This window comes from Pseudomonas sp. PA-7-1E, from assembly GCF_021605325.1.
In the GTDB taxonomy this organism is placed as follows: Bacteria; Pseudomonadota; Gammaproteobacteria; order Pseudomonadales; family Pseudomonadaceae; genus Aquipseudomonas; species Aquipseudomonas fluorescens_BV.
Genome location: NZ_WKFA01000016.1, coordinates 31,300 through 43,913, shown reverse-complemented (window position 1 = coordinate 43,913; position 12,614 = coordinate 31,300). Strand labels below are relative to the sequence as shown.

Sequence of the window (12,614 nt, the reverse complement as noted above, 5' to 3'; positions counted from 1 at the left end):
TCATGACAACTTTGAATGGCAAGACCGCCCTGGTCACCGGCTCCACCAGCGGCATCGGCTTAGGGATTGCCCTGAGCCTGGCCAAGGCCGGCGCCAATCTGATTCTCAATGGCTTCGGCGACGCCAGCGCGGTGATCGCCCAGGTACAGGCGTTTGGCGGCAAGGTCGGGCATCACCCGGCAGACGTCAGCGACCCGGCGCAGATCGCCGACATGCTCGCCTACGCCGAGCACGAGTTCGGTGGCGTGGACATCCTGGTCAACAATGCCGGTATCCAGCATGTGGCGGCGGTGGAAGACTTCCCTGTGGAGCGCTGGGATTCGATCATCGCCATCAACCTGTCCTCGGTGTTCCACAGCACACGCCTGAGCTTGCCGGGCATGAAGACCAAGGGCTGGGGGCGCATCGTCAATATCGCCTCGGTGCATGGGCAAGTCGGCTCAGTGGGCAAGGCGGCGTATGTGGCGGCCAAACATGGGGTGATCGGCCTCACCAAGGTGGTGGGCCTGGAAACCGCCACCAGCAATGTCACCTGCAACGCCATCTGCCCGGGCTGGGTGCTGACGCCGCTGGTGCAGAAGCAGATTGATGATCGCGTGGCCACTGGAATAGACCCCCAGCAGGCGCAGCAGGATCTGTTGGCAGAGAAACAGCCGTCGCTGGAGTTTGTGACGCCGTCGCAGCTCGGGGAACTGGTGTTGTTCTTGTGCAGTGAAGCCGGCGCCCAGGTGCGCGGCGCGGCCTGGAACATCGACGGTGGCTGGCTGGCCCAGTAAACCCGTGATGATCGTTCCCACGCCCCGCGTGGGCACGCAGACCGGGGCGCTCCGCGCCCCAAAAGCGGACGCCGAGCGTCCAGTCAGGCATTCCCACGCGAAGCGTGGGAACGAGAAGAGGCAGCTTATGTCCGACATCCTCTGGCAACCCTCCCCGGAACGCATCGCCACCACGCGCATGGATCAGTTCCGCCGCTTCATCAACCAACGGCACGGCGTGCAGCTCGACGACTACCCCGCCCTGCACCAATGGAGCATCGACCAGCGCCCGGATTTCTGGCAGGCGATTGTCGCGTTCTTCGACGTGCAGTTTCGCAGCCCATCCAGCGTCACGCTGATCGAAGACATCGAGATGCCCAGCGCCCAATGGTTTCCCGGCGCCACCCTGAACTTCGCCGAACACCTGTTGCGCCGGCGCGACGATCATCCTGCGGTGGTGGCTGTCAGCGAAGACGGCCAACGTGAACAATTGAGCTATGCGCAACTGGCGGAACAGGTTGCCGGCCTGCAAAAAAGCCTGCGGGCGGCCGGGGTCGGCATAGGTGACCGGGTGGCCGCGTGTATGCCCAATACCTGGCAAACCCTGGTGGGCATGCTCGCCACCACCAGCCTCGGTGCGATCTGGTCGTGCTCCTCGCCAGACTTCGGCACCCAAGGCGTCATCGACCGCTTCGGCCAGATCGAGCCCAAGGTGCTGATCACCTGCGCGGGCTACCGCTATGCCGGCAAGCGCATCGACCAGAGCGCCAAGCTCAATGAGATCCTTGAACGCCTGCCCTCCCTGCAACAGCTGATCATCGTGCCTTACGCCAAGCCCGAAGCGCAGGCTGGGGACTACACCACCCACGCCCACGTCGCGCTGTGGGACGACTTCTATCAAGCCGGCGGCGAACCGGAATTTGTCGCGGTGCCGTTCGATCACCCGCTGTATATCCTTTATTCCAGCGGCACCACCGGCATCCCCAAGTGCATCATCCACGGCACTGGCGGCGTATTGCTGACGCACCTCAAGGAACACGGCCTGCATGCCGACCTGAACCCCGAGGACTGCCTGTTCTATTACACCACCTGCGGCTGGATGATGTGGAACTGGCTGGTGTCGGTGCTGGCGATCGGTGCCACCGCGGTGCTGTACGACGGCTCGCCGTTCCACCCCGGCCCCGAACGTTTGATCGACCTGATCGATGCGGAAAAAATCAGCGTGTTCGGCACCAGCCCCAAATTCCTCGCCACCCTGGAAAAGTCCGGGTTGCAGCCGCGCCTGAGCCACGATCTGGGCAGCCTCAAGGGCTTGATTTCGACCGGCTCGCCGCTGTCGCCCCAGAGTTACGACTACGTGTACCGCGAGATCAAAGCCGAGCTGTGCCTGTCCTCGATGTCCGGTGGCACCGACATTGTCTCCTGCTTTGTGATCGGCAACCCGGTGCTGCCGGTGCGGCGTGGTGAGATGCAATGCAAGAGCCTGGCCATGGCCATCGAAGTGTGGGACGACCAGGGCCGGCCCCTGATCGGAGAGAAAGGCGAACTGGTGTGCACTCGGCATTTCCCTGCCATGCCCATCGGGCTGTGGAACGACCCGCAGCAGCAGAAACTGCGCGCTTCGTATTTCAGTCAGTTCCCCGGTGTATGGGCCCAGGGTGACTATGCCGAGCAACGCGCCAACGGCAGCCTGTTGATCCACGGGCGTTCCGATGCGGTGCTCAACCCCGGCGGCGTGCGCATTGGCACCGCCGAGATTTATCGCCAGGTGGAAAAGGTCCCGCAGGTGCTGGAAAGCCTCGCCATCGGCCAACATTGGCAGGACGACGTGCGCGTGGTGCTGTTTGTGCGCCTGGATGATGGAATTGAACTGGACGAGGCGCTGCAACAGCAGATCCGCCAGGTGATTCGCGCCAACACCACACCGCGCCATGTACCGACCAAGATCCTCGCTGTCACGGATATCCCCCGCACCATCAGTGGCAAAATCGTCGAATTGGCGGTGCGTAACGTGGTGCATGGCGAGCCGGTGAAAAACACCGATGCCCTGGCCAACCCCCAGGCACTGGAGCAATTTCGCGACAGAGCTGAGCTGGCTTATTAGATGAAAGGTTTCAGCGCTGACGCAGCGTTTTGAAGAAAAACCCTCAAGGCATGCTATTTTTCCGGGGTAGCCACCCGTTGCCGCTCCTTGGGATAATGGGTGTTGTCATTTTTCAAAGCGTCATGCTCAGGGCTTTTTATGAATGGAACATCCACCGGTAGCGAAGCCGCTGCGTTGATCAAGCGGCTGGACTGGGCGCAAAGCCCACTCGGTGAGGCCAGTGAGTGGCCGCAAAGCCTGCGCACTGCCGTTGATATCGTCGTGCATTCGCCCATGCCGATGGTACTGCTGTGGGGCCCGCACCTCACGCAACTCTATAACGATGGCTTTGCACACCTGATTGGCAGCAAGCACCCCGGCGCCCTCGGCCAGCCGGCGCACCACACTTGGCCAGAGCTTGAAAGCTTCGCCGCGCCGGTGTACGACGCCGTGCTCGGCGGCCAGGTGCGCACCTTCAGCGAGCAACGCTTTGTGCTGCATCGCCAGGGCTGCGATACCGAAATCTGGCTGGATCTGACCTACAGCCCGGTGCGCGATGAAAGCTGCCGGGTAGCCGGCATTCTGGTCACGGCCATTGAAACCAATGAGCGACGCAGCAAAACCCTCGAACTGCAACAGCGCTCCGAAGCAAGCCTCAAGGCCCAGCACAACACCGAGCAACGCCTGCAACTCGCGTTGGCGGCCACAGACGCGGTGGGTACCTGGGACTGGGATATCGGTGAAGACCGCTTCATCGCCGACGCCCATTTCGCCTACCTGCATGGCGTCGACCCCAACGATTCAAGCCTGCTGCCCATCAGCGCCTACCTGCACGGCGTGCATCCCGAAGACCGGGGCACGGTGACGCGTAGCATCAAGCATTGCATCACCCATGGCACCGAGTACGCCGAGGAATACCGCCTGCAACAGGCCGATGGCCAGGTGCGCTGGGTGTTCGCCCGTGGCCGCTGCTACAAGGATCAACAGGGCCGGCCGGCGCGGTTCCTCGGCGCCGCGCTGGACCTCACCGAGCGCAAAAACACCGAGCAGGCCTTGCGCCAGAGCCAGACCGAGCTGCAACTGATCATCAACGCCATGCCGGTATTGATCGGCTACGTTGACCACGAACAGCGCTTTCGCCTCAACAACAGCGCTTACCTCGAGTGGTATGGCAAAACGCCCCAGGAGCTGTACGGCAAGACCATCCGCGAAGTGCTCGGCGACGAGGTGTATGCCGGGCGCGCAGACAAGATCGCCGCCGCGCTCAAGGGCAAGGCGTGCAGCTTCATGACGGTGACGCCTCATCGCGACGGCCGCCCCCGCCATGCGCTGATGAAGTACCTGCCGCGGTTTAGCAGTGACGGCTCGGTGAATGGTTTCTACATCTTTGTGATCGACGAGACCGAACGCAAGCTCACCGAAGAGGCCCTGCGCCACCTCAACGAGAACCTTGAAGAACGCGTGGCCCAGCGCACCCAGGCGCTGGCCGAGGCCAACCAGCGCCTGCAGAACGAGATGTTCGAGCGCGAACGTGCAGAAGATGCCCTGCGCCATGCGCAGAAGATGGAAGCGGTCGGTCAGCTCACCGGCGGTATCGCCCATGACTTCAACAATATGCTCACCGGCATCATCGGCAGCCTGGACCTGATGCAGCGCTATATCGCCGCCGGGCGCAGCGACGATATCGGCCGTTTTGCCGATGCTGCCGTGTCCTCCGCGCACCGTGCCGCCGCCCTTACCCACCGGCTGCTGGCGTTCTCGCGGCGCCAGTCACTGGACCGTCGCCCCACCGACCCCAACCAACTGGTGGCGTCCCTGGAGGACCTGTTCCGGCGTACCAAGGGCGCGCATATCGAACTCAAGGTACAACTGGGCAAGGACATCTGGCCGGTGAACACCGACGCCAGTCAACTGGAAAACGCCCTGCTCAACCTGGTGATCAACGCCCGCGACGCCATGCCCGACGGCGGCGAGCTGCTGATCGAAACCGCCAACAGTTACCTGGACGGCACCGACATCACCACCCTGGAACCGGTCAAGGCCGGCGACTATGTGATGCTTGGCGTGAGCGACAACGGCAGCGGCATGGCGCCGAAAATCCTCGCCAAGGCGTTCGACCCGTTCTTCACCACCAAACCCATCGGCCAAGGCACTGGCCTTGGGTTGTCGATGATCTACGGTTTTGCCCAGCAATCCGGCGGCCACGTGACCATCCAGAGCGAACCGGGCCAGGGCACCTGCGTGCGCCTGTACCTGCCGCGTTTGTATGGCACCGCACTGGAAAGCAGCCTGCCTACCAGCCTGACCGAAGCCCCCGTGGCCCTGGCCGGTGAAGCGGTGGTGGTGGTCGAGGACGACCCGGCGGTGCGCATGCTGGTGGTCAATGTACTTGACGAACTGGGCTATACCGCGCACCAGGCGGCGGATGCGCGTGCGGCGCTGCCGTTGCTGGAATCGGATTTGCGCGTGGACTTGCTGGTGACCGACGTTGGCTTGCCCGGCATGAACGGCCGGCAACTGGCGGAAATCGCCCGCCAGCATCGCCCCGGCCTGCGCGTGCTGTTCATGACCGGTTATGCCGAGAAAGCCGCCGAACGCCAGGGGTTCCTGGAGGACGGCATGGACATGGTCGCCAAGCCTTTTTCCATTGACCTGTTGGCCAACAAAATCCGTAGCATGATCGGCGTCGAGGCCTGAGTTCAGGCATAATCGCGCGCCGTCGCACAGCTGGTAGAGCCCCATGAAAGCCCAAGCCCGTCATATCCTGGTGAAAACCAGCGAAGAAGCCGAACAACTCAAGCAGCGCATTGCCAAAGGCGAAGCCTTTGATGTGCTGGCCAAGAAGTACTCCACCTGCCCGTCGGGCAAACGCGGTGGTGACCTGGGCGAAGTGCGGCCCGGGCAGATGGTGGGGGCGATTGATGCGGTGATCTTCAAGAAACCGGTGAAGGTGGTGCACGGGCCGATCAAGAGCAAGTTTGGGTATCACCTGGTGCAGGTGTTTTACCGCGATTGAGTGGATGGCTTCAGTCCGATCGTTCCCACGCTCTGCGTGGGAATGCCTCACTGGACGCTCTGCGTCCGCTTCTGGGACGCGGTGCGTCCCGGGCTGCACTCCCACGCAGAGCGTGGGAACGATCAGTGATCATCTCGGTATCAGCGCCCCGGGCACCTGAATCACCCGGCTTGCCAACCGATGCCCCGCCAGTGCGGCGTCTTGGGGCGAGTCACCCTTGAGTCGACAGGCCAAATACGCCGCACTGAACGAATCCCCCGCCGCCGTGGTGTCCACCACCTTCTCCACTTTCAACGACGGCACCGCAAAGCGCTCGCCCGCGCAACGAATCAGGCACGCATCCGCTCCCCGCTTGAGCACCACTTCTGCAATCGACGGGTACGCCGCAAACACCTGCTCGCTATCCTCATAGCCAAACAACGCGCGCTCGTCATCCTCGGTGAGCAAGGCAATGTCCACTTCGGCCAACACCCTGCGATACGCCTCACGAGCCGTTTGCACATCGGCCCACAACCGGGGCCGGTAGTTGTTATCGAACACCACCCTGGCGCCGCGCCGGCGGGCTTCGATCAGCGCCTGCAGTAAACGCTCACGCCCGATGTCTCCCAGCACGGCCAAGGTAATGCCGCTGAAATACACCACATCATAGCCCGGCAGGGCCGCCAGCACCGGCTCGGCGGCAGGCGTGGTGAAGCAGTCGCGCACGGCCGCCTCGTTGCGCCAGTAGAGGAATTTACGTTCGCCCTGGGCGTCGGTCTGGATGCAATACAAGCCCGGCAGGCGCCCAGGCAGACGCTGGACCCTGTCCAGGCCAAGGCCTTCGGCGTGCCAATGCTCACACATGGCATCGCTGAAGCTGTCATCGCCCAGGGCGGTGACGTAGTCAACGCTGCCGGCATCGCCCAGCTCGCGGCGCAGGTACACCGCGGTGTTCAAGGTGTCACCGCCGAAGCTCTGGTGCAGGCTGCCGTCGGCGCGGTGTTGCAGTTCGATCATGCATTCGCCGATGAGGGCGATGCGGGGGTGGATGTTCATGGCAAAGTTCTCAGGTGTGCTGGAGGGCCCCATCGCGGGCAAGCCCGACTCCCATATTCGACTGCATTCCTTCAGTTAAAACGCGGTCACTGTGGGAGCTGGCTTGTCGGGTCGCCGCATCGCTGCGATAGCCGCGACTCGGTCTAGAAGCAGGTATGCAGAGACTCGACCACCTGCAACTGCTCATCCACCAGGCACCCCACCTGCCACTTGTCAAAGGTCAGGCAAGGGTGGGACGTACCAAAGGAAATGATGTCGCCAATACGCAATTCAACCTCCGGCGCCACAGTCATGAACGCATGCTGGTCCATCACCGCCGTGACCTTGCACCCGCTCACATCATCACCTTGCGCCGGCACGATCCCGGCCCTGTAGCGCTTGAGCGGCACTGGCAAACCGGCGTCGTAGGCCACGTCGCGCTTGCCCAGGGCAACCACCGCAAAACCAGGCTCCGGCAGCGACTGCACATGCGCCCAGACTTCCATTGCCGGGCGCAGGCCCTCGTTGAGGTCGCTGCGGCGTTCGAGTACGCAGCACTGCGCCTCTTTATAGATGCCATGGTCGTGGGCCACGTAACTGCCAGGGCGCAACACGCTGAGGAAGCGGCCGGCGGCGTTCTGCGTTTCGAACGACTCGGCGATCAGGTCGTACCAGGCCGAGCCCGATGCGGTGATGATCGGCTTGGGCAGGTCGAACAGGCCGCTGTCTTGCAGTTCCACCGCCAGGCTCACCAGGCTGGCGGCGAAGGCGCGGATACCGCTGATGGCGTGCTCGCCGTGGATCACGCCTTCGTAACCCTCGATACCGGTGAGGGCCAAGGCCGGCTGGGCCTGGATCGCCTTGGCCAGGTCGCGCACTTGCTGCTCGCTGCGGCAGCCGCACCGGCCACCGACCACGCCGTACTCGATCATCACGTTGAGGCGCTGGCCACGGGCGGCGAAGAACAGGCCCAGGTCGGCGACGTTGTCCGGGTGATCGACCATGCAATGGAAGTCAAAATCCTTGTCGGCCAGCAGGTCGGCGATCAAGGCCATGTTCGCCGCGCCCACCAGTTGGTTGGCCATCAGCACGCGACGCACGCCGCTGGCGTAGGCGGCGCGGGTCTGCACGGCGGTAGCCAGGGTGATGCCCCAGGCACCGGCGGCGATCTGGCGCTGGAACAGCGCGGGCATCATGCTGGTCTTGCCGTGGGGCGCCAGCTCGGCGCCGCTGCTGCGGACAAAGTCCTGCATCCAGCGGATGTTATGTTCCAGGGCGTCACGGTGCAGCACCAGGGCCGGCAGGCTGACATCGCGAACCAAATGGGCACCGACGGCGGCGGCACCTTTTTCAACGGCATTGAGGGCAGACATGGAAAACTCCTATTCGTTGATGCGCCGGGCCAGGCTGTTGGCACTGTCGATCAGTACCCGGCGATAGTCATGGTAGTTTTTGCTCGCATCAGCCCGGGGGGCGACGATGCACAGGGTCGCGATGCTGATGCCCTGGGCATCGCGCACCGGGGCGGCAAAGCAGTGGGTGAAGGTGTCGGCCACACTGTCGAAGGAGAAGAACCCATCCAGGCTGGCCTGGCGAATCTGCGCCAGAAAGGTGTCCAGCGGCAGGCGCAGGCCATCCGGCAGGATGAAATCGTCGGGATCGATCAGGTCGACGATCTGCTGATCGCTCAAATGCCCCAGCAACAAGCGTCCCGAGGCAGTCCACGGAATGGGCGCGTTTTCACCGATGTCCGAAGAAATACGGAAATGCCGCTGGCCTTCGCGCATCAGCGCCACCGTGTATTTGCGCCCGTTGAGCAGGCACATCTGCGCGGTTTCGTGGGTCTGGCTGACGATCTCCTGCAAGGCGTGGTCGGCCTCGCGGGTCAGGTCGAAGTGACGCAAGTGTGCCTGGCCGAGGAAATACAGCTGACGCCCCAGATACACGTGGCCGTCCTTGCCCACGGTCTCCAGGATGCGCCGCTCCAGCAACGACGCCACCAGTTCGTAGACCGTGGATTTGGGGCTGCCAATGCCGCTGGCAATATCATTCGGGCGCAGGGGTTGGCCGATTTCCTTGAGAAAATCGAGGATATCGAACGCACGGTCCAGGCCTTTGGCGCGGCGTTTGATGGTGTCTTCGGTCATGGCAGTACTCGGTCCCGTTCCAGATGATCGTTCCCACGCTCTGCGTGGGAATGCATGCGGTGACGCTTTGCGTCACATGCGCGGACGCAGTGCGTCCAAGGCGGTATTCCCACGCAGAGCGTGGGAATGATCAGTTAGGCCTTTTTCTTGTAGGCCACGCAATCGATCTCGACCTTGCAATCGACCATCATATTGGCCTGAACACAGGCGCGCGCCGGTGCGTGCTCCGGGGTGAAGTATTCGCCGAATACCTTGTTGAAACTCCAGAAGTCCCGTGGGTCTTCCAACCACACGCCCACCCGCACCACATCCTTGAGCTCGTAGCCGGCTTCTTCGAGGATCGCCACCACGTTGCGCATCGTCTGGCGGGTTTGCTCGATGATGCCGCCATTGATGATTTCACCGTCCACCGCAGGCACCTGGCCCGACACGTACAGCCAGCCATCGGCTTCCACCGCGCGGGCGAACGGACGTGGCTGGCCGCCACCTGCGGTGCTGCCGGTGCCGTAACGAGTAATGCTCATAAAGTTGCTCCTTGTTAAAAACGAATGTTCTTGAGAAATTCTGCCAGGCGCGGCGACTGCGGCCGTTCGAAGATGTCCTTCGCACTGCCCTGCTCTTCAATGCGGCCCTGGTTCATGAAGACGATCTGGTCCGAGACCTCATAGGCAAAGCGCATCTCGTGGGTGACCAACAACATGGTCATGCCCTCCTCCGCCAACCCCTTGATCACGCTGAGCACTTCGCCCACCAACTCCGGGTCGAGGGCCGAGGTGACTTCGTCGAACAGCATCAGGCTGGGGTTCATGGCAATGGCCCGGGCAATGGCCACGCGTTGTTGCTGACCACCGGACAATTGGCCGGGAAAGTGGTTGCGGCGCTCCAGCAGGCCGACGCGGTCCAGCCATTTTTCGGCCAGCGCTACCGCTTCATCCTTGCCCATTTTCTTGACCTTGAGCAAGCCGAGGGTGACGTTCTGCAGCGCGGTCAGGTGCGGGAACAGGTTGAATTGCTGGAACGCCATGCCGGTCATTGCGCGGTGCTGGGCGATCACCCGCTCCGGGTGGCGTACACGCTTGCCGCCGACATCGCTGTAGCCGATGGACTCGCCATCCAGGGTGATCTGCCCGCCCTGGAACTCTTCCAGCAGGTTCACGCAGCGCAGCAAGGTGGTCTTGCCCGAGCCGCTGGAGCCGATCAACGTCACCACATTGCCGCGCTGCATGGACAGGTCGACGCCCTTGAGCACTTCCACCTGGCCGTATTGTTTACGCAGGCCACGAATGTCCAGCAGCGCTGGGTTGGTTTGAGCTTGGTTCATGGCAAGGCCACCCGCTTTTCAATGTAGCGCCCGAATAATTCGATGGCGTAGTTGATGACAAAGAACAGAAAACCGGCGAACAGGTAGAACTCCAGGGTCATGAAGGTGCGCGCGATCACCTGCTGGGTACTGAGCAGCAATTCGGCCACACCGATCACCGACAGCAAGGTGGAAGCCTTGACGATTTCCGTAGAGGAGTTCACCCAGGTCGGCAAGATCTGCCGCAGCGCCTGGGGCAACAGCACGTAGCCCAGGGACTGATAGAACGTCAGGCCAATCGCCTTGCCCGCTTCCAATTGCCCACGGGGAATGGCCTGCAGCGCGCCGCGCACGATTTCCGATACATGGGAGCCACAGAACAAGGTGAGCCCGACAGCACCGGCCTGGAACGCACTGATTTGCCAGCCAAGGGCGGGCAGCATGTAGAAACATGCCAACACCAGCACAAACACCGGCGTGCCACGGATCAAATCGACATACAGACGGAACGGCGCACGCATCCAGAACTTGCCGTAGGTGAGGATCAACCCGGCGACGATGCCGATCAGGGTGCCAAAGACAATCGCCAGCGCCGAGACCGCCACGCTGGCCTGAAAGCCGGCCCAGAGGGTCTCGCGGGCGATCCACAATTCATGCAGCCAACTGGGGGATTCGTACATGAGGCCCTTCCTTAACGACGGATAGCCAAACGCTGTTCCAGGTAACGGAGCAGCATGGCAATCAGGTAACAGGCAGCCACGTAGAGCGCGGTCGTGACCAGCCAGGTTTCAATCACCCGGTAGCTTTCGACGTTGATCTTGCGGGCGTAATAGGTCAGTTCCGGCACCGCGATCGCGGCGGCCAGGGAGGTGTCCTTGAACAGCGAGATGAAGTTGTTCGAGAGTGCCGGCAACACGTTGCGCAGCATCACCGGCACGGTGATGTAAGCGCGAATCCGCCACTCCCCCAGGCCGATGGCCAGGCCGGCTTCCCGCAAGCCCTTGGGAATATTCACCAGGCCTGCGCGGAATACCTCGGTGAGATAGGCGCCGGCATACAGCGACAGGGTGATGATGAACGAGGGAATCTTATCCAGCCGAATGCCCAGGGAGGGCAAGGCGAAGTAGATCAACAGGATCAACACCAGGATCGGGGTGTTGCGCACCACGGTGACATACACCGAGGCAATAATACGCAACGCGCGGTGCCTGGAAAGCATGGCAAACGCCATCAACAGGCCGATCACGCAGCCGATGGCGATCGACAGCAAAGCCAACTGTAGCCCAAGGCCGAGCCCCGCCAGCAAGGTGTCGAAATCACGCCAGACTGCGGCAAAGTTCAACTGATAGTTCATGGTCAGCAGCACCTGAAGGGGGCGTGTTCAGGCACGCCCCTGTTGTTGCGGGTCACTTGAATTCCACGGGAAAACCAATCGCCGGTTCTGGCAGGTCCACGCCGAACCACTGCTTGAACGAGGCTTTGTAGGCGGGGAATTCCACACCGGTCATGGCTTCGTGCAGCGCGGTGTTGACGAAATTCAGCCAGTCCTGGTCGCCGCGCTTGACCGCACAGGCATAGGTTTGCGGGCTCCAGGCGTAGGTGGGGCTGCGGTAGCGGCCAGGGTTCTGCACCATCAGGTATTTGACCGAGGACTGATCGGTGGCGGCGGCATCGGCGCGGCCTGAGTTCACGGCCTGGTACATCAAGTCGACACTGTCGTACTGGTCGACCTTGGCCTTGGGCAGCGCCTGGTGCACCAACTCTTCGGCGTATACGTTTTGCAGCACTGCCACGGTAACGTCATCACCTGCGGCTTGGAGATCTTCGATTTCCTTGTACTTGCTGTTGTTGGGCAGCAGCAGGCCGACGCCTTCCCGGTAGTACGGCAGGGTGAAGGCCACCTGCTGCGCACGGCTGGCGGTGACGGTGATGAACTGGCAGCTCATGTCGACCTTGTCGGTGAGCAGGTTGGGAATACGTGCATCGGATGACTGCACCACAAACTCCACCTTGCTCGGGTCATTGAACAAGCCTTTGGCCACGATGCGGCCGATGTCGATATCAAATCCCTGCAACTTGCCATCCGCTCCCTGGAAGTGCCACGGCGCATTGGTACTGCCTGTACCTACGATCAAGTGCCCACGCTTGAGCACATCATCGAGCTTGCTGTCCGCCGCCTGCACAACGCTGGCGAGGGAAGCCGATGCAGCGACGAGAAAAACACACGCTTTGAATACGGAAGGTCGGTGATGCATGACAAGCACTCCAGGGATTGTGTATTCCGCTATACCGGAACTTG

At 62.2% G+C, this 12,614-nt stretch carries 12 protein-coding genes; 4 read left to right on the top strand and 8 right to left on the bottom strand.

The genetic code is table 11. From position 1 onward, the window contains the following. Positions 1-2: 2 nt before the first annotated feature. The 4 genes from GIW79_RS13160 to GIW79_RS13145 all read left to right on the top strand — a co-directional run bounded on the left by GIW79_RS13160 (position 3) and on the right by GIW79_RS13145 (position 5,854). Positions 3-776 carry a 3-hydroxybutyrate dehydrogenase gene (locus GIW79_RS13160; RefSeq protein ID WP_236477373.1) on the top strand — a complete coding sequence of 258 codons (774 nt, stop codon included), beginning with the start codon at positions 3-5 and terminating at the stop codon, positions 774-776. 127 nt (positions 777-903) lie between these two features. Then, the gene (locus GIW79_RS13155) at positions 904-2,859 is read left to right on the top strand and encodes an acetoacetate--CoA ligase (RefSeq protein ID WP_236453306.1); all 1,956 of its coding nucleotides are present in this window, start codon (positions 904-906) and stop codon (positions 2,857-2,859) included. A 138-nt stretch (positions 2,860-2,997) separates the two neighbouring features. Next, positions 2,998-5,535, top strand: coding sequence for a PAS domain-containing hybrid sensor histidine kinase/response regulator (locus GIW79_RS13150; protein ID WP_096144338.1), 2,538 nt, complete (start codon positions 2,998-3,000; stop codon positions 5,533-5,535). Positions 5,536-5,578: 43 nt separating this feature from the next. Continuing rightward, positions 5,579-5,854: a peptidylprolyl isomerase gene (locus tag GIW79_RS13145; protein ID WP_003174397.1), complete on the top strand. Its 276-nt coding sequence runs from the start codon at positions 5,579-5,581 to the stop codon at positions 5,852-5,854. Positions 5,855-5,983: 129 nt separating this feature from the next. Here GIW79_RS13145 and GIW79_RS13140 read toward each other — a convergent pair whose 3' ends face one another. The 8 genes from GIW79_RS13140 to GIW79_RS13105 form a co-directional block, all read right to left on the bottom strand. Next, positions 5,984-6,889 (bottom strand): sugar kinase, encoded by a 906-nt coding sequence (locus GIW79_RS13140; protein WP_054918588.1) that lies wholly within the window; start codon positions 6,887-6,889, stop codon positions 5,984-5,986. Positions 6,890-7,032: 143 nt separating this feature from the next. Beyond that, entirely contained in the window at positions 7,033-8,241 is a 1,209-nt protein-coding gene (locus GIW79_RS13135) for an amino acid deaminase (RefSeq protein WP_054896545.1), read from the bottom strand. A 9-nt stretch (positions 8,242-8,250) separates the two neighbouring features. Further along, complete coding sequence (locus tag GIW79_RS13130) at positions 8,251-9,015, bottom strand: IclR family transcriptional regulator (protein WP_003191821.1); 765 nt, start codon at positions 9,013-9,015, stop codon at positions 8,251-8,253. Between the two features lie 134 nt (positions 9,016-9,149). Next, positions 9,150-9,539, bottom strand: a complete 390-nt coding sequence (locus tag GIW79_RS13125; protein ID WP_003191822.1) for a RidA family protein — start codon at positions 9,537-9,539, stop codon at positions 9,150-9,152. 14 nt (positions 9,540-9,553) lie between these two features. Continuing rightward, positions 9,554-10,336, bottom strand: coding sequence for an amino acid ABC transporter ATP-binding protein (locus GIW79_RS13120; RefSeq protein ID WP_020301585.1), 783 nt, complete (start codon positions 10,334-10,336; stop codon positions 9,554-9,556). Continuing rightward, a complete protein-coding gene (locus GIW79_RS13115) occupies positions 10,333-10,995 on the bottom strand; it encodes an amino acid ABC transporter permease (protein ID WP_034135844.1) in 663 nt (220 codons plus the stop codon). The genes GIW79_RS13120 and GIW79_RS13115 overlap by 4 nt, the downstream gene beginning before the upstream one ends. Positions 10,996-11,006: 11 nt before the next feature. Continuing rightward, on the bottom strand, positions 11,007-11,669 hold the full coding sequence (locus GIW79_RS13110; RefSeq protein ID WP_034125741.1) for an amino acid ABC transporter permease: 663 nt from the start codon (positions 11,667-11,669) through the stop codon (positions 11,007-11,009). A gap of 52 nt (positions 11,670-11,721) precedes the next feature. Further along, positions 11,722-12,570, bottom strand: a complete 849-nt coding sequence (locus GIW79_RS13105; protein WP_054918568.1) for a transporter substrate-binding domain-containing protein — start codon at positions 12,568-12,570, stop codon at positions 11,722-11,724. Positions 12,571-12,614: the final 44 nt, after the last annotated feature.